The sequence below is a fragment of the Mesorhizobium sp. M0119 genome (genome assembly GCF_040322615.1).
Taxonomy (GTDB): domain Bacteria; phylum Pseudomonadota; class Alphaproteobacteria; order Rhizobiales; family Rhizobiaceae; genus Mesorhizobium.
The window spans coordinates 1-19,951 of the sequence record NZ_JAMYTU010000067.1 but is presented as its reverse complement, the minus strand read 5'-3'; the positions used below and the strand labels follow the sequence as shown (position 1 = coordinate 19,951).

Here is a 19,951-nt window from a genome sequence, read left to right as displayed (position 1 = left end):
GCATCAAGAAATGCGCCTGGAACGACGACTATCTCATCAATGCCATCACTCATATGCGATAGCCCTGCCCCCTTGGGGGGGAGATGTCCGGCAGGGCAGAGGGGGGTGTGAAGGAATGCCAACGTCCCGGTTGGCCCGCCTCGTTAGAACAGGAATGCGGCCGTGGCGGGGTTCGGGCCGGTGCGGCCGTCGGACGAATCCATGCCCCGGATAAGCTCGAGGTCCTTCGCTTCCAACTCGAAATCGAAGACATCGAAATTGGCGGCGATGCGGTCCTGGTGGATCGACTTTGGAATGACGATCAGCCCTTCCTGAAGGTGCCACCTGACGATCGTCTGCGCCACCGACTTGCCGTGTTTCCTGGCGATGCTTTCAAGCGTCGGATCGCTCAACAGCCGGCCGCTGCCCAGCGGGCTCCAGCTCTCAATGCGGATGTTGTGCCTGTCGTGGAATTCACGTTTGTCACGCTGCTGGAAGCGGGGGTGGAGCTCGATCTGGTTGACGGTCGGCGTGACGCCGGTCTCGCCGATGATCCGTTCGAGGTGGTCCTGGTTGAAGTTCGAAACGCCGATCGACTTGATCCGGCCTGATTGCCTGAGTTCGATCAGCGTCTTCCAGGCCTCGACATATCTGTCCTGGCTGGGCACCGGCCAGTGGATCAGGAACAGGTCGATCTGTTCGATGCCGAGCTTGCTCATCGTCTCGTCGAAGGCGCGCAAGGCGGCGTCGCGCTGATGCGCGCCGTTGCGCAGTTTCGAGGTGATGAACAACGCGCTTCTCGGGACGCCGGCCGAGCGGATCGCCTGCCCGACACCTTCCTCGTTCTGATAGCCTTCGGCGGTGTCGATCAGCCTGTAGCCGGCCTCGATTCCCCAGCGCACCACCTTGGCGGTGATGGCTGGATCGACCTGCCACACGCCGAGGCCGATTTGCGGAACGGCGGAGCCGTCGTTCAATCTGATTTGTTCAGGTCTATTCAGGGCAATCTGTTCAGGCATGTTCAGGTCCTTCTGCATCGTTCCGCCCGGCGCAGGCTCTATCTAGTCTGAATGGCCGCCAAAGCCAGTCGAAATCAGGAGAATGTGAGGAGACGGACGTGAAGCGCTGATCCTCCGCTTCGGGCCGACAGCTCTCTGTGACCCACGGGCTCCAGGGAACTCAATGCAGGACGACCCCACTATCGCGGATTCTGTGGTATTCTGTGAACTATCCGAGGAGGCGACTGCGTTGACCAACAGCTTGGAAGCCGAAGGGGCAAGAGACTGGTCGCCCCTGCTGGTCGCGGCAGAACAAGGCGATGCGGAGGCGGTTCGATCGGAATTGGCGGCTGGCGCCGACATCAATCAGTCGGACGACGGCGGCTGGTCTGCACTTCACCTTTCAGCCCTCAATGACCGCACAGCTGTGGTGGAGGCGCTGATCGAAGACCCGGAAATCGACGTGAATTCCAGAAACAAGTGGAAGAGCACGCCCTTGAGCCTTGCGTCGGCCAAGGGACATTACGCGTGTATCTCAGTCCTCGTGAGACACCCCCAAATAGAGATCAACGCGCGAGCTGACTACTACGGCAGAACGGCTCTTATCGAGGCGGCGAAGAACGGGCATCTCGAAGTCGTCAAGTTGCTCGTGGAGAATGGCGCGGAAGTAAATCTGACCGACAAGACGGGGAGAAACAACGCGCTCATCGAGGCTATCAAGGGGCGGCACTACGAGATCGCGGAATACCTGCTGGATTCTGGGAAAGTGAGCTTTATCAACAAAGAGATGAGGCTAAACGCCCTGATCTGGGCTGGCAGCTGCCACAACCCTCAGCTTATCGAAAAGCTGGAAGCCGCGATCCACAGTTTCTTCGACGGCAAATAAGGGCCTCGCCCTTGCTGTCGCGGGGCGCGTCCGTATCTCCCGTCACGTCGACACGCTCGATGGCGCAAACGGCCCCGCGGCGCTTCACAAAAATTATTCAACCAAACGGTTGACTATCTCAAAGCGTGCGTCTATATTCAACTACATGGTTGAATTAGAGACACCCCAGATGGACGCGGTTTTTCACGCCCTTGGCGACGCCACCCGGCGGCACATGCTTCGCGATCTCGCCGATGGCGAGAAAACGGTAAGCCAGCTGGCGGAACCCTTCGTGATGTCGCTCGCGGCGGCCTCCAAGCACATCAAGGCGCTGGAGAACGCAGGGCTTATTCGTCGAGAGGTGAGGGGCCGCACGCATCTGTGCCGACTAGCCCCTGGACCGCTGGCCAGCGCCCATCAGTGGCTCAGCTTCTACGAGCGCTTCTGGACCGGTCGTCTCGATGTTCTCGAACGCCTTCTTCGCGAAGAGGACGCACGCAAAGCCCAGGATGAGTCCAGGAAATCGCCCAACCCGAAAGAAGGAGACGAGCAATGAACCAGATGAGAACCATCGACGCCTATGGCGAGCTGAGCGAGCCCGCCACGTTCACCATCCAGCGCCTCTTGCCCGGCCCCATCGAGCGCGTCTGGGCCTATCTCACCGAGAGTGACTTGCGCCGGCAATGGATGGCCGCGGGCCAGATGGAAATGAAGGCCGGCAGCTCGTTCGAGTTGGTCTGGCGTAACGACGAGCTGACGGACCCGCCTGGCCAGCGACCCGCGGGCTTTCCCGAAGAGCATCGGATGGAGGGCCGGATCACCGAACTCGATCCGCCGCGCAAGCTTTCCATCACCTGGGGAAACACCGGCGGCGTCTCCTTCTTGCTGGAGGCGAAGGGTAGCGATGTGCTGCTCACCGTCGTTCATCGCCGCCTGCCGGAACGTGCAATCCAGCTCAACATCACGGCCGGCTGGCACATACACCTCGACCTGCTGGCCGCCCGCCTGGCGGGCAAGACGCCGACCTCGTTCTGGGACGGCTGGAGCCGCCTGCGGGAAGAATACGACCGCCGCCTGCCGGCCTGATGTAACTCGCGGCGGCCATCCCTGAGGTCGCCGCCAGCAACACGAAGCAACGCTGAAACGATGAAACGTGCTTGCATCCCGCAAGCCTGATGGAGGAAGTCATGCGCAAATTGATCGCTGGAATGAAGATTTCCGTCGACGGCAAGATGGAGGGACCCGAGGGTTACGCCGATTGGGTCGACGCGTGGTCGGACGAATACGGCCTGACGCCGCAAATCGACGCTTGCCTGCTTGGCAGCGTCATGTATGCCGGCTACGAGCGCTACTGGAGCGCCATCCAGAACGAGCCCGACAAGCCGCTGCCGATGACCGGCAAATTGCCGAAGCCGGCCGAGCTCGAATGGGCCCGCTTCGCCGCGCAGACCCCGCATTATGTGCTGTCGAACACAATGACTTCGGCGGCCTGGCCAAAGACGCGCTTCGTGCGGAATTTCGAGGATATCGCTGCACTGAAACAGCAGCCCGGCAAGGACATCTACCTTATGGGCGGCGCCCGAATTACCGCGAGCCTTATCGATGCCGGGCTGGTCGATGAGCTCAGGCTCATCGTCTATCCGCTGCTCGCCGGTGAAGGAAAGCCGCTGTTTGGGACGGCGAGAAATCGTCGTGGGCTCGAACTGCGCAAGGTCGAACAGCTTTCGGACGGCCGCGTCGGGCTGGTCTATGGGATCGGCTAAAGCGCGTCGCGTTCGATCGGCCTCATGCGACGCGCTTTGTGCGCGGCATGCATTAGCGCCAAGGTCAGGCAACGACGCCGCGGCAGGCCCAGGCGACATTGGCAAAGGACCTCGGGCCGTCGGGCCGGCCGGCCTCATAGGCGTCGCGCATGGCGGCGTCGGTGCGCGCCCGCTCTTCCGGGTCGAGCGTGGCCACATACTTACCGAGCGGCCCTTCGCCGGCGGCAATCGGCGCCCAGTAATCATCGAAATTTTGGTAGTCCATGCGGATCATCAACTGGGTTTCCGTAACGTCGCGGAGACCCTGTTCGACAAAGGTCCGTTTCATTTCACCCGGCTGCATCATCGGCTGCGTGCAATAGCGGGCACGCAGCTGGCGTCCGCCTTCACTGAGCACCGCCACCGTGTCGATCATCATGCGCATCCCCGGCATGCCGCCGAGATGGTCCCATACCGTCGCCGCGACGACGCCGCCCGGCCGCACGACGCGGCGCATCTCGGCGACTGCCTTGCCGGCTTCCGGCACGAAATGGAGCACGAGCAGGGCCAGGGCACGGTCGAACGCGCCATCCTCAAAGGGCAGGGCGCAGGCATCCGCCTGACGGATTTTTATCCGCGGATCGGTGTTGCGCCGGATTGCCTCCTCGACGAAAACGGCCGAAAAGTCGATCGCCGCGACCTCACCGAGGTCAGCGGCCTTGACGAGCGCGAAGGTCAGACTGCCGGTGCCGCATCCGACGTCGAGGATCTTTTCGCCGTCCTTGAGGCCCGCGAAGCCGATGAACAGCGGCGCGAGCTTTTGGCTCCAGCGGCCCATGAGCTGCTCATAGCCGGCAGCATGGTGAACGTTGAAACTTGAAGTCATCGAAGCCTCCTCCCAAAGCCGTATGCTAGACTTCGGCAGCCGCTGACGAAAGCCACTTTTGGCGCGTGTTGGTTCGGCAGCCCGGAGCGCGCGAAGACATCGCCGGCCGGATTTGATGGCGCCGGCCAGCCAGCCTCCGTGGCCTCGACCACCTATTCGGCGGGCAACCCGCGGCGCTTCCATTCGCTGCGCGGCACCGGATCTCCGACACGGAAGGCGAAGGAAATGACTTTCGTCGCGTCCGGATCGACCTCGCAACGATAGCTCAAATCGTACCACTGCCCGTTGGCACGGAAGGCGGTCCTGGGAACTTGCATGATAGTGCCTTCCTTCAGCCTGAATGAACGCAAGAGGTCGGGAAAATAGGGGGGCGAGGCGCGGCGCAACTGTTCGCGCAATTCCGTGAGGCAGAGCTGACCGATCCGCACGGGGCGGGGTATATTGCCCATTGCGCTTGTCGCTATCGGATCACCGGTTGCTGCTTCCGAGAACAACGTCTTGGCTTGCTGAAGCTTCAAGGGTTTTTGCTCCTTGACGTTCGCTGGCTTGGGCTTAGGCGGCGCGGATGCGCCAGGCGACGGAGCCTGGTCTTTCCCCTCGACCGCTGTCACGGCAGGTGGCTGTGCAAGATCCTGGTTACTGGGAACTTGCGGCGCTAGCGATTGTTCCGAACCATCCTCCGCACTGTTGCCGTCCAGAGACTTGCGAGGACCGGCGTCCTTCTCACCGAATTGGAAGACAGGTCTCTGCGCGGCGACCTCACGGCTCGCCGGGGTCTCGATCTTGGCTTCCGGCTGCTTTTCCGGCTTGGGCGGTTCAGCGGGGGACGGAGGTTTAGTTTTTTCCGGCGGTTTAGGGGGCGGCACGATATCCACTGCGATGGGCTGCTCCTTCTGGGGCTGCGGGGGCGACAGCGGCAGTCCGAACAACAAAAGCGCGACGATGAGCAGATGCAGCGCAATCGAGGTGGGCAAGGCCCACCCGAATACCCGGCGCTGATCCCGTATCTCGTTTCTCATCGTGACCGGTGTGTGGAATGAAATATTGGCGGCATCAAGCATCGATGCCGCCAGACGTCGAAATAACCGGTTGCGAATCGAAAGTCGGCGGCTGCAACACGGAGCGGCATCCAATCGTGTGGCGTCGGCGTCCGCGCAGGGGACCGGGCCAGCAGCGCATGCAGCAAGTCGTCATTTCAGGCGGCTAGCAGGCACGCCCTGCCGGCACGGTGTCGCCGGTTGAAATCACAAGGAAACCGATAGCCCACCGTCAACCGCCAGCACGTGCCCGTTGACGTAAGCGGCAGCGTCGGAGGCGAGAAACACCACGGCTCCGCCGAGCTCCTCAGGCTGGGCCCAGCGGCCCGCGGGGGTTCGTGCCTCGACCCATTTGGTGAAGGCCTCGTCGCGCATAAGTGCGGTGTTGAGCTCGGTGGCGAAATAGCCGGGGGCGATCGCGTTGACGGTGATGCCGTGACGGCCCAGCTCAGCGGCAGTGGAGCGTGTCAGCCCGTGCAGGCCCGCCTTTGCCGCCACATAGGCGTGAATGGTGGGACGGCCAAGGATCGCTGCGACCGATCCGGTGTTTATTATGCGCCCGAACTTGTTTGGCAGCATCAGGCGCACCGCGTCGCGCATCATGCGGAAGCAAGCCGACAGATTGACGGCAACCACATGGTTGAAATCCTCGTCCTGCCATTCGACCAGCGGTTTCCGATGCTGGATGCCGGCGTTGTTGACCAGAATATCGAGGCGGCCGTGGCGTTCGACGATTCCTTCGAGCGACGCCCTTGAGATCGCCGCGTCGGTGACATCGAACGGCAGGGCTTCTGCACCGATCCTTTCGGCGGCCGCGGAAAGGGCGGCCATGTCGCGCGCATTGACGATCACCGTCGCGCCGTTTTCCGCAAGTGCCTTGGCCATGGCAAAACCAAGACCACGCGAGGCACCCGTGACCAATGCGACACGGCCCTTGAGCGAGAACAATTCCGGCATTGAGATCCCCTATGAAAAGGGCGGGAGTTTCCTCCCGCCCAAAAGCACTATTTGGCGACGCAAGTGTCGGCTGTCTCCGGAGTGCAGACATCGAGGCCCGTGTAGGTCGGGTCGGCCGGCGGAGCCTTGCCCTCCTTCATTTCCTTCAGCGCCATCATCGTCTTGTAGCCCATCTCGAACGGCCGCTGGCCGACCTGGCCAAGGGAGAAACCTTCCTTCATCTGGTCGATCTGTACCGGAAGCGTGTCGGCAACGACAAGGGCCAAGGCTTTCGAGGCGATCTTGTCCTTGTACGGTGCGACCGCGGCGCGGTTGGCATCGGGAATGAACTGCGGGAAGCCACCGGTTGGGACGAATGCGTCGAGGTTCGGGTTTTTCGCCATGATATCCTCGAACTGTTGCACCGAAAGCGGGAAATCATCGTTGGTGTAGAGCGGACAGCCTTCGATTTCGGTCCAGCCGTTCTGGCCCGTCAGCCGATCCCCGGGCGAGGCCGCCGATTTGGTGCCCGAAAGCGTATCGCGAATGCCCTGCATGCGCTCGTTGTGGTTGGCCGCCGCGGCGCCGCCGGACTGGATGCAGATCGTGCCGCCTTTGGGCTTGATCTGCATGACAAGCTTGGCGAGGTTCTCGCCGATCTCATAATTGTGCGTGCCGATATAGGCAACGCGCAGATCCTTGTTTTCGGGCAGGAGATCGGAGTCCCAGGTGAGGACCGGGATGCCGGCTTCCTTGGCGGCCTGCAGCGCAACCGCCATCGCCGCGGCGTTCGATGGCGACACGGCGATGCCGTCCACCTTCTTGGCCACGAGGTCCTGCACGATCTGCACCTGCTCGTCGCCGCCACCATGTTCGCCGGGGCCGATATACATGCACTCCACGGCGCCATTGGATTCGGCCTCGGCTTTCTTGCAGCCGTCGCGTGCCTGGTCGAAGAAAGGATTGTTCATATTCTTCGGCACCAGGGCGAAGGTGTATTTCGCCTGGGCGCCGGAAACGGCGAGCACCATTGCGCCAAGCGCCACGGCGGCCGTCAGCAGATGTTTTTTCATGTGACGTTCTCCTCCTGGGTGTGATCCCGCAAGCCTCCCGCCGGCGGGTTTCTAGCGGCGTTTTTTGGGCATCAAGACTGCCAGCGACGCGGCGAGAATCGATTTGCCGCCGGTTTGCATGCCCAAAAGAACCGCAAGAACGATGAAGGCGCCGACGAAGGCACCTTGCCAATTTGAATCGATGCCGGCCATCAGCAGCGCATTCCTGATCACCTCGAGGAAGGCCGAACCGATGATCGCACCGAAGGCCGTGCCGGCGCCGCCCATGAGGCTGGCGCCGCCAATGACTGTCGCGGCGATAACGCGCAGCTCATAGCCCTGGCCCATGGCATTGATGGCCGAGCCGTTGTAGCCGAGGAGCAGGAGCGAGGCGAGCGCGGCGGTGAAAGCCGAGAAGAGATAGGCCTGGAATTTAATCCAATTGACCGGAACGCCGGTGAGCCGTGCCGCCTCCTCATTGCCGCCGATGGCGAAGAGATGCCGGGCCCAGGCTGTGAAGTTGAATACGAAGCCGACAATCAGGGCCAAGATCACCATGGTCCAGAATTGTGACGACAGTTCTGGTATCCAATGCGGTGCCCAGTCGTTCGGACCATGCCGCGGCCATTTCCACTGACCGATTGCCTTCACGATCGGAGCATCGGGCCCGAACTGGTAGAGCATCTGGTTGGCCGAGAATACGACCGCCAGCGAGCGCGCGACGGACAGCATACCGAGGGTGACCACAAAGGACGGCATCCCGACATAGGCGACAAAGAATCCGTTGACCGCGCCACAGGCCAGACCGGAGAAAAGGCCCATGGCGAAGGCGACGTACCAGGGATAATGCCAGGTGAGGAACAGGCCGGCGACGATGACCACGAGACCCATGACGGAGCCGACCGACAGATCGATACCGCCGGTGATGATGACGATCGTCATGCCAAGTGCCATGATGCCGAAAGGTGCGAAATTGCGCGTCACATTGGCGACGTTTTCAGAGGTGCCGAAGCTCGGCTCCATCGCAGTCATCAACATGACGAGCGCGATGAGCGCGATCGTCACCCAGAAGGGCTGACTTGAAATCACACGCTGGAGAACTGTTTTTTCCTTGGTCGGGACGAAATCCGACATGGCCGGCCGGCCATGTTCTTCGACTGAGCCCTGAACGCCAACTGACTCCTGAACACTATTCGCCACGGATGGCCCCCGTTATCAGTCCAGTGATTTCCTCGGGCGATGTTTTGTCGGCTGGCTTGTCGGCAACTTTCGAGCCCCGCCTGAGGACGATAATGCGATCTGCCACGGCGAACACGTCAGGCATTCGGTGACTGATCAGCATGACGCCGACTCCTTGTGCTTTGAGGCGTCGGATCAGTTCGAGTACTTCCGCCACCTGGCGCACGGAGATGGCGGCCGTTGGTTCGTCCATCAGCACCAGCTTAGCATTTGAAAGCCGGGTCCGCGCGATGGCGACCGCCTGGCGCTGCCCACCCGACATCTTCCTGACAAGGTCGCGCGGCCGGGTTTCCGATTTGAGTTCCTTGAACAGCGCTGCCGAGCGGTCGATCATCGCCTGCTTGTCAAGAATCCTGATCGGCCAGAAGCCTTTCTTGATCTCGCGGCCCAGAAAGACGTTCTGCGCGGCCGTCAAATTATCGGCGAGCGCCAGGTCCTGATAAACGACTTCGATCCCCTTGGCGCGGGCCTGCACGGGCTGGTGGAAGTGGCACACCTCGCCTTCGACTACAATTTCGCCGTCGCTCGGAGGAAAATTGCCGGCCACGGTCTTGACTATCGTCGACTTGCCGGCCCCGTTGTCCCCCATCAGACCTACGACCTCGCCTCGTTCCACCTGGAAGCTGACGTCGGTCAGGGCCTGGATGGCCCCGAAATTCTTGGAGACGTGGCGAACCTCAAGCACCGGCATCGCGGTCCTCCCGGGACAACATTTATCGGTCTTGTCCCTGGTCAATGCACAGCAGCTAATCAGCGAAACGTATTCAACACAATCATTTATTAGGTCAGGCCTCCCGGCCGTAACGCGCCTCGTCCGAGTGTGACTTGTAGCTGCTGCAGAGCACCGAGGCGCTCGGCGGTCCTTATAACAATCACCAGGCGATCCTCAGCCTTGCGCCGCTTCATATCCGTTTCGGGTGAAATGAGTGGACATTTTGCGAGCGGCGCCAACGGCTCGGGTATGGTGCGCGGCAGAACACGTCATTCAAACACACGAGGACAGTGGCCAAGCCTGTCCCTAGCGTGCGTCGGCCAGAGCGCACGTCAGGAGATGAACCCGTTATTCGGGGGAGGCGAGGGTCAAGTGTTGAAAGTCCGCTCCGTAACGGCGCTGCACGAGAGGGATATTCGGTCATGAACTTCAAAGGTTTGATCAAGCGTGCCGAGACTGTGGAGAGAGCATTCAAGGAGCTCGAAACCGATTTGGCGGATGCGTTTAGCGAATGTCTCAACGTGGACGATCAGTCGCCGTTGAACGACGTCACTGTGCCGGATGAGACTGTGTCGGATGAGAATCTCGCGGCAACGGATGACAGCTCGCAACTTGAGGCCAATGCGGATGCCTTCGAGACCGCACGACGGCTGACCCCCCATACGCAAACCCGGCTGGCTGCCTTAAGTGCGGTCGATGGGCTCTTTCACGACGCGCAGGAGTATCTGGGGGAAATCAACGCGAAACTGTCGGAGATCGCGACCTCGCATCATTTGACAGGCGAATTCCTAAAACTTCTCCACGGCGACATTCTTCGCGCCAATGAATTGGAGCTGGCAAATACCGGCCTGACCGCGCAACAAAGAGTGCTGTCCGAACAGCTCCACGAAGCAACCAGAAAGCAGCGCGAGCGCGACAGCGCTATCGAGGCCCTGCAGCAGCACGAGGCGAGCCTGGTCGAGGACAAGGAAGCACTTCGCGGCGCGCTGGCGGCGGCAAGGCTGGAACTCGTTGTGGCAGGCAATGCGAGCGCAAAACGTGAGGCCGAGTTCGGCGAGCTTGTCAAAACGCTCTCGGCCAGAGCCGTCGAGGCCAACAGACGCTCGCGCGAGAACGAGATGCTGCGGGAGAAACATGTCAGCCTGTCGATCGACCTCGACAAGGCGCTGAAACGGGAGGCCGAGGCCCGGCACAGGCTGGACGAACTCTCGACGGTCCATGCCAATGACGCCGCGCAGGTTTCGGAACTGCTGGCCGCGCTTGGCAAGAGCGAGAAAGAGGAGATGCGGCTGCAGAAATCGCTCGATATGGCGCAGGCGAAGCTATCGGAAATGACGGAAGCGGCCCGCATCAGGGACGGTGACAGGCAAGCCGAGCTTGCACGCGGTGTCGCGGAGATGACCGGCTTGCGCTCTGAAATCGAGGATCTCCGATCGCGACTGGAGGCCACCTCCAACCAGAACAGCGAAGCCGCCAGCGAAATCGCCAGGCTCAAGGCTCAAGCGAGCGACGCGGTGGCGGAAAAGCAAATTGTCGAGCAAAAATTGTCTGCTCTCATGAAGGAGAGCGAAAACGACAAGATGAACCTTTCCGCGGTCAGCGCGAATTTTTCGCAGCTTTCCCTGCAGCAGGCATCCGAACAGATACAGTTCGACGTCCAGAGGCAGGAATGCGAGGATCTGCGAGCCGAAGTCGCGTCGCTTCAAGCCCGGGTCAAGGAACTGTTGCCCTATGAGCGGCTCCACAAGGTCACCAACGCCAGGCCGCGTGAAGAAGGCGTGGTCGAGATCACCGCCGCGGTGGCGGAGAAGGCCCGCGCCAGCAGGCGGCGCCTCCGCCTGCGCGCTGCATCCTAGCTCAGGCGCGGCAGTCTGAATTTCGACTGGTGCGAAGCGGACATCCGCCAATGAATGGCGGGTCGAGCGTGAGGCTGGCCTTCCCTGCGTCGGCCTGCGATAGTGCACGCCGGTGAAGCGGAGGGGGCTGAGCATGCGGCTATTCACAAACCGGAACCACCTCCGTTGGAGGATGTTGGCCTTCATCGCAATCATGGTGCTTTTGCCGAAAGCGGCGTCGGCCGATACCATCCCACCCGACAGGATCGCCGCGGCCCTTGCGAAGCTCGAGTTGCTCGCGGAAGGCGTCGTCGCGGATGGTAGCGTGCCCGGTCTGGCCATCGGCGTCGTGCATGGCGACGAGGTGATCTTCCTCAAGGGGTTCGGGCATCGCGAAGCCGGAAAACCGGAGACCGTCGATGCGGACACGGTGTTCCAGATCGCTTCCCTCTCCAAGCCGGTCTCCGCCACCGTCGTGGCGGCGCTGGTCAGCGAGGGGATCGCTTCGTGGGATTCCAAGATCGCCGACCTCGATCCGGCTTTCCGACTCGCTCAGCCTTATCCGACCAACGAACTCACGATCCGCGACCTGTTTTCGCACCGCAGCGGACTTCCCGGCACGGCGGGCGACGACCTCGAGGACATTGGCTATGACCGCGCGGAGATCCTGCGCCGCCTGCGGTTCGTGTCGCCGTCATCGAGCTTTCGTGCCGGCTATTCCTACAGTAATTTCGGACTGACCGAGGGGGCCGTCGCGGCCGCGAAGCCGACGGGCAAGCCGTGGGAAGAGGTCGCCGAAGAGAAGCTCTACCGCCCGCTTGGAATGGCCTCGACCAGTTCGCGTCATTCGGACTTCATCAAGCACGCCAATCGTGCCGAACTCCACGCCAAGATCGATGGCGCCTGGACCGCGAAGGTCCAGCGCTATCCGGATGCGCAGGCGCCAGCAGGCGGCGTCAGTTCTACTGCACGCGATCTCTCGCAATGGATGCGCCTTGTGCTCGGCAACGGGGCCTATGCCGGCAAGACGCTCATCAAGGCCGATGCGCTGGACCAGACACATATTCCCTTGATGGTTCGCGGCAAGAACCCCGTCTCCGGAGGCGAGGCCTTCTACGGCCTCGGCTGGAATGTCGAATTCGGCCGGCACGGGCCGATCTGGGGTCATGCGGGCGCCTTCAGCGCCGGCGCACGCAGTCTGGTGATGCTCTTTCCCGAGGAGAAGCTTGGCATCGTCGTCATCGCCAACGCCTTTCCGACAGGCGTGCCGGAGGGGCTGTCCGACAGCTTCGCCGATCTCGTCTTCGACGGAACGCTGGGGAAGGATAAGGTAAAGGCATGGAATGATATCTATGCAGGCATGTTCGGCCCGGTGATTGCGGCGGCCAAGGCCACCTATGCCGCGCCGCCCTCTCCGGCAAGTCCGGCGGCGCCGGCCAGCGCCTATGCCGGCCGTTACTTCAACGACTTCATCGGCGATGCTATTGTGTCGGGCGAAGGAGAGGCTCTTGTCCTCAAGGTCGGGCCCGCCGGTGCGCGGTCCTATTCACTGAAGCATTTCGACCGCGACCTCTTCCTGACCTTCCCCGATGCCGAGATGCCGGACAGGCCCTCGGCCGTCAGCTTTGCCGTCGGCCCCGACGGCAAGACGTCGGCCGTGACCATTGATTTTCTCAACGACAATCATCTCGGCACGCTGCAACGCGTGGGGGATTAGCCGCCGCGAGGGAGCCTTTGCCGGATCAGGATGCCGGGCCGAACTGGAGCAATTTGAAGCAATCGCCGCTGCCCGATGTCGCCTGCGTCAGGAAGGGTTTCGACCGGTCGATCCATTCCTGGTGCGATCTGGCATCGGTTTCGATCTCATTGGCCGGTGCAAGCTTGACGAAGCCGCGCCCCTTGCTGAAAAGCCAGCACGCGCGACCGAGAAACCGCCTGCTGCGCTGGCGCAGGAGGTCGGCATCATAAAAGACGTCGAGCACCTCCTGCTTGATCTTCCGCTCCTTTTCGGGATTGGCGATCGCAACCTCGATCGGCTCGCCGCCGATCGCATCCTGCAGGTCCTTGTAATCAAGGGCGATCTGGGTGGTGGCATATTTGATGTCGCTCTCGTCCCGGACGATGTTGAACCATAGCGTGGGGTCGAGCTCGTTGGCGACGAACGATGCTTCGAAATCGCGTGACAGATTGAGAATATCGAATCCCTGAACATCGACGTCGCGCTCGACCAGAAGGATCTGGGAAACCTGCTTGGCGAGCGCCGTTCCGTTGCCGCTGACCGCGGCATTGTTGCCGCCGAGTTCCGGACTGACATAGGCGCCGCCATCATCCAGCAGCGCATCGAATTCGCCGAGGGCCTCCACGACAGCGCTGCCGCGGGCAATACGCGCCGCCAGTTTGGCGAGAACCTGCTGGAACTCCGTTTCGCGTTTGCGCTGGTCCTGATAATTCTGCTGGAAAAAGAAGATGAAAAGCGACACGCCAATCCCGATCATGATCACGCCCAGCTGCGAAAAGATATTTCGATAATATTCCAGCAGCTTTTCACGATGGCGCACGTCGTCGCGCACGCTGTGCGCCACACGAAGATTGACGATCAGCGAAACGATCAGGAGCCCGGCACCGACCAGGATCAGGCCGCCGATCAGCAGGTAGCCATAGCCCGAGTTCAAATCCATTCTTTGCCGCGCTCCCCGAAACCCGAGACAGCGCAGACTAATACCGTTCGGCTTCAACACCTACGTTTTCATAGGAGCGCCGGCGAAGGATCCCCACCATTCGGCCACTGTTCTTACCGCCAGGACTATGCTCGCCATCCGCCTCGTTTCATGGCGGTCTTCTCGCGGCCGGAATTCAGGCCGCGTGCTTGGAACCAATGACGGCCGAGACTGTTCAGCTATGACTTTGATACGACGCTGGCGTGCCCGGCCCGGTTGGGCATGCGGCGATCTTGAGGAGTTCTCATCATGAAGATTTCGGCCAGATTTCGTTCAGCCGCGGTTGCGGTCATCGCTGCCGTGGGAGTTAGCTTTGCCAGCGTCGCGCATGCCGACAGCGGTACGATCCGCTTCGCCATCTACAAGGCGGCTTTTTTCATCGGCGGCTCCGGAGGCGAGGGCACACTGACCTTCCATGGTCGCCGATATCCCATCTCGGTCGGCGGCATCTCGGGCGGCCTCGCCTTCGGCGCCTCCAAGACCTATTTCAAAGGTACCGTGCGCCACATACGCCGCGCCCGGGATGTGACGGGGGTGTACGGTGCAGCGGGCGGTGGCGGCGCGCTCGGCAAAGGGGCCCAGGTGATCGTCATGACCAATGACAAGGGTGCCCAACTCGAACTCACGGGCAGGCAGGTAGGCCTGCAAGTCAATGCCGATCTCAGCGGTATGAGCATCTCGCTGAAATAAGGACAGTCACTGCATTCGTCATTCCTTGGATGGGCCGGATTTGGCGGCTCCAAACCGCAGCCCATCCATCAGCAGCGACACCAATCGGCGCGAGCGGTCGCGCCAGTCCTTGGTGTCCGGGGCCGAATAGATGCCGCCCAGCGCATGCAGCACGTCGGAGGCATCGACGTCGCTGCGGATCGAGCCGTTGGCGACCGCGGCATCGATCAGCCGCCGCAAAGCCAGCGTCACCCTGCCCGAAACGTCGGAGAACAGGGTGGAGTTGGTTGTGAGCAGGATGCGCAGGCTTGTCGACAGCCCGCGCTTGGTGGCGATGTAGTCGACGAAGCGCTGCATCCATTGTTCGAGCGCGACGTCGGGCGCATGATCGTGGGCGAGTTCGTCGGCCGCCTGGCACAGTCCTTCCACTTCGCGCCGATAAACCACCTCAACCAGATGCTCGCGGGTTGGGAAATGCCGGTAGAGCGTGCCGATGCCGACGCCGGCCTGGCGCGCAATCTCCTCCAGCGAGGCATCGACGCCATGCGCGGCAAAGGCTTTTGCCGCGACCTCGACCAGCGCGTCGCGGTTGCGCTGCGCATCGGCGCGCAGCGGTTTTGCAACGGCGGCTTCGGTTTTGTCTCCAGGTATGACGGGCGGCTCCGCGGCCAATTTTTTCTCCAGTGTTGATCCGAAGCATAACCGAACAGGCAGGCCCCGTTTCAAGAACGCAGACGCTTCCACCTTCGTTACGTCTCCGACAAACATAATCGCAAGTAATCACAGGATCGAGTCTGGCCGGCGTTCCGCATCTTGCCTGTCCCGGTGGATGACGACGGAGGATATTTCCTCGCGCGGCCGGCACTCCTCATCTGTTCGGCTGATGCCTCCAAGCAAAAATGAGCCCATGTTGAGCACGATCCCCTCAGGATCATTGGACTGTCCTGCCCCTACAGACAGTCCAGAGAGCACCACCGGCTTGGGCCGGTGGTGCTTTTTTGTCTCCAGGCATGACGGCTGGCTGCCCTGCCAATTCTCTCCAATTTCGATCAATTTCGATCCGGGGCTTGAACAGGGCAGGGCAGGCCCTTAGGTAATAAACGGAGGCGCCTCCGATTTGTGGAGCGCCTTTATCATGTAATCACGGGATCGGGTATGTCACGTCTTTCGACCTCGCAAGCCGCAGCCCTCCCGGAGGTCGCACCAAGTCAAGCGGACCCCCTCTGCCCTGCCGGGCATCTCCCCCGCAAGGGAAGAGATTAGCCTTCACCTAGCCATAAGCTGACCTTGCCGCTCGCCGGCCGGGCGCCAGATCATCCCCTTCGCGTCAAGCAACTGGAGCCAGACGCCCCATGACAAGCAAAACCCGAACTCCAATCCAACTTCAAATCAACGGACATCGACATGAGCTGGAGGTCGAACCGCGCGTTACCCTGCTCGACGCCTTGCGCGATCATCTCGGCCTGACCGGCACCAAGAAGGGCTGCGACCAGGGCCAATGCGGCGCCTGCACCGTGCATGTCGACGGCCAGCGCGTGCTGGCTTGCCTGACGCTTGCCACCCAGGCTGAAGGCAGGGACATCACCACCATCGAAGGGCTTGCCGGGGAGGACGGCACGCTGCATGCGGTGCAGGCCGCCTTCCTCGAACAGGACGCCTTCCAGTGCGGCTATTGCACGCCGGGCCAGATCATGTCGGCGGTCGCCTGCATCTGCGAGGGCCATGCCGGCTCCGACGAGGAGATCCGCGAATACATGGCCGGCAATCTCTGCCGCTGCGGCGCCTATCCGCATATCGTTGCCGCCGTGCGCCAGGCGGCCGTGGAGGCCGCATCATGAGGGACTTTTCGTATCTCCGCGCCGGCTCCGTCGATGCGGCCCGTGAGGCAGCAGCACTGCCGGGCGCCATGCTTTTGGCCGGCGGCACGACGCTTGTCGATCTCGCCAAATGCGGCGTTGCCGAGCCCGAGACGGTGGTCGACATCACCCATCTCAAGGGACTGGACACGATTGCCGTCAATGACCGGGGCGCCCTGATCGGCGCGCTGGCCAGAATGAGCAGCGTCGCCGACCATGCCGATATCAAGAGCAGGTTCCCCGCCATCTCGGAAGCGTTGTGGCAGGCCGCGTCGGCGCAGCTGCGCAACATGGCGACGATCGGCGGCAATCTGATGCAGCGTACGCGCTGCCCCTATTTCTGCGATCCGGCGAATTTCCCCGCCTGTAACAAGCGCTCGCCCGGCAGCGGCTGCTCGGCGATTGGCGGCGTCACCCGCGGCCATGCCGTGCTCGGCACCAGCGAGGCCTGCATCGCCACCTATCCCGGCGACCTGGCGGTTGCACTCGTCGCCTTCGACGCGATCGTCCATCTCGGCGACCGCCAAATCGCCGTCGATGATTTTTTCCTCCTGCCCGGCAGCACGCCCGAACGGGAACATGCGATCGCGCCCGGCGAGATGATCACCGCGATCGGCATTCCCGCTTCGGCCGCCGCTCGCCGCTCGACCTATCTCAAGGTCCGCGACCGCCAGTCCTATGAATTCGCCGCGGCAAGTGCCGCGGTCGGTATCGAATTTGAGGCCGACGGTAGGACGATCCGCGATCTGCGCGTCGCACTCGGCGGCGTCGCCACCAAACCATGGCGCGCCCGCGCCGTGGAAGAGGCGCTGAAAGGCAAAGTACTCGAGCCGGAGCTCGTCAGGCAAGCCAGCCTGCTCGCCGTCGAGGGCGCCGTCGACCATGACGCCAACCACTACAAGATCGAACTGGCGCCGCGCGTTGTCGCCCGCGCCATCCTAAAAATGGGAGAAACGGCATGACCATTCACGAGTTGAGAACAAGACCCGGCGATGCCAAACGCGGCGACGCTTCGGACGGTGCCGTCCTCGCGGATCAGGTCGGCGGCCGGCTGTCGCGCGTCGACGGCCCGGCCAAGATCACCGGTGCTGCCAAATACGCCGTCGAGCATCAGCTCGAGGGGCTCAGCCATGCGGTGCTGGTCGAGAGCACCATTGCCGCCGGCCGGGTGCGTTCGATCGACACGGCGGCGGCCGAAGCAGCGCCCGGCGTGCTGCTGGTGCTGACGCCCGACAATATGCTGCCGCTGAGAACCGCAACGGACTGGCTGGGCACGCCGCCCCCGGACGTCGTCTATTGCCCGCTGGCGCGCGACATCACCTTCAGCGGCCAGCATCTCGCGGCGGTGGTGGCCGAGAGTTTCGAGCAGGCGGTCGCGGCCGCAGCACTGGTCAAGATCGCCTATGACGAGGCGCCGGCGATCGTCGACCTCAGCGATCCAAAGGCCGGCGACGGCATCCCCGTCGATGCGATGACCAAGGAATGGGGCGAGGCGGAGACAGCGTTCGCCTCGGCTCGGGTCAGGATCTGCAACGCCTACAACACGCCACGCGAATACCAGGCGCCGATGGAGCCGCACGGCCTGATCGCAAAGTGGCAGGGCGACCAGCTGACGGTCTGGGAGCCGAGCCAATGGCTCGACGGCATGGCGCGGACCTATGCCGAATGGTTCGGCGTGCCGTTCGAGAATGTGCGCCTTGTCTCGCCCTATATTGGCGGCGGCTTCGGCTCCAAGGCGTTCGCCTACGGCTACGGCGCGGTGGCGGCGGCGGCCGCGAAAATGCTGGGTCGGCCGGTCAAGCTGGCGGTCACCAGGCCGCAGACCTTCACCGCCTATGGCGGACGGGCGGCGACGCGCCAGACGGTGGCGCTCGGCGCCAACGCAGAGGGTCAGATTCAGTCGATCGTGCATCGTGGCGTCAACGAGACCTCGGTCGACGGCATGTGGGTCGAGCCGCTCGGCTCGGTAACCTCGGTCATGTACGCCACGCCGAATTTCTCGTCGCGGCAGAACGTCGTGCGGGTCAACACGGTGGTGCCGGGGGCATTGCGCGCGCCGGGCGAGAACCCGAGCGCTTTCGGCATCGAAAGCGCCATTGACGAACTCGCCTATGAGGTCGGTATCGATCCGCTGGAAATCCGGCTCAGGAACTATGCCGAGCAGGATCCGCATGCGAAGAAGCCGTGGTCGACACGGCAGCTGCGCGAGGCCTTCGCGGCCGGCGCCGAAGCCTTTGGCTGGTCGAAGCGGACGCCCCAGCCGCGTTCGATGCGCGACGGCAACCAGCTGATCGGCTGGGGTGTCGCCGCCGGCACCTACCCGGTGCGGCGCGCCTATGGCGAGGCGGTCGTGCGCATTCTCGCCGACGGCTCGGTCGAGGTCGAAAGCTCGTCGATCGACATGGGGCAGGGTACCTACACGATCCTGGCGCAGACGGCCGCCGAAGTGGTGGGCGTGCCAGCGGAGAACGTGGTGGTGAAGCTGGGTGACTCCCGCTATGCCCGCGCCGGCGTCACCGGCGGTTCGCGGCTGGCCGGGGTGATGACGGGTGCTGTGCACAAGGCGGCGAGTGCCGCGCTCGACCAACTGATCGGGCTCGCCATCAGCGATCCGGCTTCGCCGTTCCACGAACTGCAGGCCAACACGCTCGTCGTCGCCAATGGCCGCATCGCCTCGCCGCGCGGCAACGGGCCTGAAGTTTCGATCGCCGAACTGCTCAGGAGCGTCGGGCGCGAGCATATCGAGGCGAAGGGCGACACCATGCCGGCCAATTCGACGGTCGAGGACCGCTACAAGAACTACACCACCATAGCCATGGCGCTGCCGCACACGGAGGGCGACTATTCCCGCCACAGCTGGTGCGCACATTTCATCGAAGTGCGCGTCGACGAGGACTTTGGCACGGTTCGTGTGTCGCGCGTGGTGTCGGCGCTGGATTCGGGCCGGCTGTACAACCCCAAGCTCGCCGAAAGCCAGTGGAAGGGCGGCATCATCATGGGCATCGGCCAGGCGCTGCTCGAGGAAGGCATCGTCGACCGCCGGCATGGGCGCATCGTCAACAACAACCTCGCCGACTATCTCATCGCCACCAATGCCGACATTCCAGACATCGAGGTGATCTCGGTCGGTATTCCCGATCCGCATTCCTCGGTGCTCGGCGGCAAGGGGGTCGGCGAGCTGGGCATCGTCGGCGTGGCGCCGGCGATCGCCAACGCGGTATTCCACGCCACGGGGAAAAGGGTGCGGGACCTGCCGATCACGCTGGAGAAGCTGATTTAGGCGGAGGCGGTGAGGCTGCCGATCTCCTCTCAAGACCTGGGTTCCTCGCCCACCGCGAAGCGGGGGAGAGGTGGCCGCGAAGCGGCCGGCGACGGGCCGTCGTAGCGCGCGGGCCCCGCTCGGTGGCGGGGTGGGCGCGCCCCCACAC

20 protein-coding genes are annotated in these 19,951 nt (G+C 62.6%); 10 read left to right on the top strand and 10 right to left on the bottom strand.

Annotated features, from left to right (window positions below):
* Nucleotides 1-143: 143 nt before the first annotated feature.
* Nucleotides 144-998 carry an aldo/keto reductase gene (locus NKJ40_RS30400; RefSeq protein ID WP_352469191.1) on the bottom strand — a complete coding sequence of 285 codons (855 nt, stop codon included), beginning with the start codon at nucleotides 996-998 and terminating at the stop codon, nucleotides 144-146.
* A gap of 229 nt (nucleotides 999-1,227) precedes the next feature.
* On the opposite strand from NKJ40_RS30400, the gene NKJ40_RS30395 reads away from it, so the two are divergent.
* The 4 genes from NKJ40_RS30395 to NKJ40_RS30380 all read left to right on the top strand — a co-directional run bounded on the left by NKJ40_RS30395 (nucleotide 1,228) and on the right by NKJ40_RS30380 (nucleotide 3,605).
* A complete protein-coding gene (locus NKJ40_RS30395; RefSeq protein WP_352469190.1) occupies nucleotides 1,228-1,863 on the top strand; it encodes an ankyrin repeat domain-containing protein in 636 nt (211 codons plus the stop codon).
* Nucleotides 1,864-2,008: 145 nt separating this feature from the next.
* The gene (locus NKJ40_RS30390) at nucleotides 2,009-2,398 is read left to right on the top strand and encodes an ArsR/SmtB family transcription factor (RefSeq protein ID WP_023677309.1); all 390 of its coding nucleotides are present in this window, start codon (nucleotides 2,009-2,011) and stop codon (nucleotides 2,396-2,398) included.
* Nucleotides 2,395-2,928 carry an SRPBCC family protein gene (locus NKJ40_RS30385; RefSeq protein WP_023677310.1) on the top strand — a complete coding sequence of 178 codons (534 nt, stop codon included), beginning with the start codon at nucleotides 2,395-2,397 and terminating at the stop codon, nucleotides 2,926-2,928. Before NKJ40_RS30390 ends, NKJ40_RS30385 begins: the two co-directional genes overlap by 4 nt.
* Before the next feature lie 101 nt (nucleotides 2,929-3,029).
* Entirely contained in the window at nucleotides 3,030-3,605 is a 576-nt protein-coding gene (locus tag NKJ40_RS30380) for a dihydrofolate reductase family protein (protein WP_352469189.1), read from the top strand.
* A gap of 64 nt (nucleotides 3,606-3,669) precedes the next feature.
* Here the strand turns inward: NKJ40_RS30380 and NKJ40_RS30375 are convergent, their stop codons facing one another.
* The 6 genes from NKJ40_RS30375 to NKJ40_RS30350 form a co-directional block, all read right to left on the bottom strand.
* Nucleotides 3,670-4,470: a class I SAM-dependent methyltransferase gene (locus NKJ40_RS30375; protein WP_023677312.1), complete on the bottom strand. Its 801-nt coding sequence runs from the start codon at nucleotides 4,468-4,470 to the stop codon at nucleotides 3,670-3,672.
* Between the two features lie 152 nt (nucleotides 4,471-4,622).
* The gene (locus NKJ40_RS30370) at nucleotides 4,623-5,531 is read right to left on the bottom strand and encodes a DUF930 domain-containing protein (RefSeq protein ID WP_352469188.1); all 909 of its coding nucleotides are present in this window, start codon (nucleotides 5,529-5,531) and stop codon (nucleotides 4,623-4,625) included.
* A gap of 183 nt (nucleotides 5,532-5,714) precedes the next feature.
* Nucleotides 5,715-6,464: a glucose 1-dehydrogenase gene (locus NKJ40_RS30365; protein WP_352451446.1), complete on the bottom strand. Its 750-nt coding sequence runs from the start codon at nucleotides 6,462-6,464 to the stop codon at nucleotides 5,715-5,717.
* Between the two features lie 47 nt (nucleotides 6,465-6,511).
* Complete coding sequence (locus tag NKJ40_RS30360) at nucleotides 6,512-7,516, bottom strand: sugar-binding protein (RefSeq protein ID WP_023677316.1); 1,005 nt, start codon at nucleotides 7,514-7,516, stop codon at nucleotides 6,512-6,514.
* A 51-nt stretch (nucleotides 7,517-7,567) separates the two neighbouring features.
* On the bottom strand, nucleotides 7,568-8,629 hold the full coding sequence (locus NKJ40_RS30355; protein WP_352469187.1) for an ABC transporter permease: 1,062 nt from the start codon (nucleotides 8,627-8,629) through the stop codon (nucleotides 7,568-7,570).
* Nucleotides 8,630-8,684: 55 nt separating this feature from the next.
* Nucleotides 8,685-9,425 carry an ATP-binding cassette domain-containing protein gene (locus NKJ40_RS30350; RefSeq protein WP_254819718.1) on the bottom strand — a complete coding sequence of 247 codons (741 nt, stop codon included), beginning with the start codon at nucleotides 9,423-9,425 and terminating at the stop codon, nucleotides 8,685-8,687.
* A 443-nt stretch (nucleotides 9,426-9,868) separates the two neighbouring features.
* Between NKJ40_RS30350 and NKJ40_RS30345 the strand changes: the two genes are divergently transcribed.
* Together NKJ40_RS30345 and NKJ40_RS30340 are read left to right on the top strand one after the other, a co-directional pair.
* Nucleotides 9,869-11,302, top strand: coding sequence for a coiled-coil domain-containing protein (locus tag NKJ40_RS30345; RefSeq protein WP_502903785.1), 1,434 nt, complete (start codon nucleotides 9,869-9,871; stop codon nucleotides 11,300-11,302).
* 133 nt (nucleotides 11,303-11,435) lie between these two features.
* Complete coding sequence (locus NKJ40_RS30340) at nucleotides 11,436-12,998, top strand: serine hydrolase (RefSeq protein ID WP_352469185.1); 1,563 nt, start codon at nucleotides 11,436-11,438, stop codon at nucleotides 12,996-12,998.
* A 25-nt stretch (nucleotides 12,999-13,023) separates the two neighbouring features.
* Here NKJ40_RS30340 and NKJ40_RS30335 read toward each other — a convergent pair whose 3' ends face one another.
* A complete protein-coding gene (locus NKJ40_RS30335) occupies nucleotides 13,024-13,959 on the bottom strand; it encodes a hypothetical protein (protein WP_352469184.1) in 936 nt (311 codons plus the stop codon).
* Between the two features lie 288 nt (nucleotides 13,960-14,247).
* Between NKJ40_RS30335 and NKJ40_RS30330 the strand changes: the two genes are divergently transcribed.
* Nucleotides 14,248-14,688, top strand: coding sequence for a lipid-binding SYLF domain-containing protein (locus NKJ40_RS30330; protein ID WP_352469183.1), 441 nt, complete (start codon nucleotides 14,248-14,250; stop codon nucleotides 14,686-14,688).
* A gap of 18 nt (nucleotides 14,689-14,706) precedes the next feature.
* Here the strand turns inward: NKJ40_RS30330 and NKJ40_RS30325 are convergent, their stop codons facing one another.
* Entirely contained in the window at nucleotides 14,707-15,339 is a 633-nt protein-coding gene (locus NKJ40_RS30325) for a TetR/AcrR family transcriptional regulator (protein WP_352469182.1), read from the bottom strand.
* Between the two features lie 108 nt (nucleotides 15,340-15,447).
* Nucleotides 15,448-15,720, bottom strand: a complete 273-nt coding sequence (locus NKJ40_RS30320; RefSeq protein WP_352469181.1) for a hypothetical protein — start codon at nucleotides 15,718-15,720, stop codon at nucleotides 15,448-15,450.
* A 299-nt stretch (nucleotides 15,721-16,019) separates the two neighbouring features.
* Here NKJ40_RS30320 and NKJ40_RS30315 point away from each other — a divergent pair, with 299 nt between their 5' ends.
* From NKJ40_RS30315 to NKJ40_RS30305, 3 genes are read left to right on the top strand one after another with little or no spacing between them, the layout of a single operon-like run.
* Complete coding sequence (locus NKJ40_RS30315) at nucleotides 16,020-16,505, top strand: (2Fe-2S)-binding protein (RefSeq protein WP_352469180.1); 486 nt, start codon at nucleotides 16,020-16,022, stop codon at nucleotides 16,503-16,505.
* Nucleotides 16,502-17,485, top strand: coding sequence for an FAD binding domain-containing protein (locus tag NKJ40_RS30310; protein ID WP_352469179.1), 984 nt, complete (start codon nucleotides 16,502-16,504; stop codon nucleotides 17,483-17,485). Before NKJ40_RS30315 ends, NKJ40_RS30310 begins: the two co-directional genes overlap by 4 nt.
* The gene (locus NKJ40_RS30305) at nucleotides 17,482-19,803 is read left to right on the top strand and encodes a xanthine dehydrogenase family protein molybdopterin-binding subunit (protein WP_352469178.1); all 2,322 of its coding nucleotides are present in this window, start codon (nucleotides 17,482-17,484) and stop codon (nucleotides 19,801-19,803) included. The genes NKJ40_RS30310 and NKJ40_RS30305 overlap by 4 nt, the downstream gene beginning before the upstream one ends.
* Nucleotides 19,804-19,951 lie beyond the last annotated feature (148 nt).

Bases quoted from the DNA above. Each gene is read 5' to 3' on its own strand.
- NKJ40_RS30305 (WP_352469178.1), top strand. From the start codon at position 17,482: ATGACCATTCACGAGTTGAGAACAAGACCCGGCGATGCCAAACGCGGC.
- NKJ40_RS30340 (WP_352469185.1), top strand. From the start codon at position 11,436: ATGCGGCTATTCACAAACCGGAACCACCTCCGTTGGAGGATGTTGGCC.
- NKJ40_RS30380 (WP_352469189.1), top strand. From the start codon at position 3,030: ATGCGCAAATTGATCGCTGGAATGAAGATTTCCGTCGACGGCAAGATG.
- NKJ40_RS30335 (WP_352469184.1), bottom strand. From the start codon at position 13,959: ATGGATTTGAACTCGGGCTATGGCTACCTGCTGATCGGCGGCCTGATC.
- NKJ40_RS30330 (WP_352469183.1), top strand. From the start codon at position 14,248: ATGAAGATTTCGGCCAGATTTCGTTCAGCCGCGGTTGCGGTCATCGCT.
- NKJ40_RS30315 (WP_352469180.1), top strand. From the start codon at position 16,020: ATGACAAGCAAAACCCGAACTCCAATCCAACTTCAAATCAACGGACAT.
- NKJ40_RS30400 (WP_352469191.1), bottom strand. From the start codon at position 998: ATGCCTGAACAGATTGCCCTGAATAGACCTGAACAAATCAGATTGAAC.
- NKJ40_RS30310 (WP_352469179.1), top strand. From the start codon at position 16,502: ATGAGGGACTTTTCGTATCTCCGCGCCGGCTCCGTCGATGCGGCCCGT.
- NKJ40_RS30385 (WP_023677310.1), top strand. From the start codon at position 2,395: ATGAACCAGATGAGAACCATCGACGCCTATGGCGAGCTGAGCGAGCCC.
- NKJ40_RS30365 (WP_352451446.1), bottom strand. From the start codon at position 6,464: ATGCCGGAATTGTTCTCGCTCAAGGGCCGTGTCGCATTGGTCACGGGT.
- NKJ40_RS30370 (WP_352469188.1), bottom strand. From the start codon at position 5,531: ATGCTTGATGCCGCCAATATTTCATTCCACACACCGGTCACGATGAGA.
- NKJ40_RS30375 (WP_023677312.1), bottom strand. From the start codon at position 4,470: ATGACTTCAAGTTTCAACGTTCACCATGCTGCCGGCTATGAGCAGCTC.
- NKJ40_RS30350 (WP_254819718.1), bottom strand. From the start codon at position 9,425: ATGCCGGTGCTTGAGGTTCGCCACGTCTCCAAGAATTTCGGGGCCATC.
- NKJ40_RS30345 (WP_502903785.1), top strand. From the start codon at position 9,869: ATGAACTTCAAAGGTTTGATCAAGCGTGCCGAGACTGTGGAGAGAGCA.
- NKJ40_RS30355 (WP_352469187.1), bottom strand. From the start codon at position 8,629: ATGTCGGATTTCGTCCCGACCAAGGAAAAAACAGTTCTCCAGCGTGTG.
- NKJ40_RS30390 (WP_023677309.1), top strand. From the start codon at position 2,009: ATGGTTGAATTAGAGACACCCCAGATGGACGCGGTTTTTCACGCCCTT.
- NKJ40_RS30360 (WP_023677316.1), bottom strand. From the start codon at position 7,516: ATGAAAAAACATCTGCTGACGGCCGCCGTGGCGCTTGGCGCAATGGTG.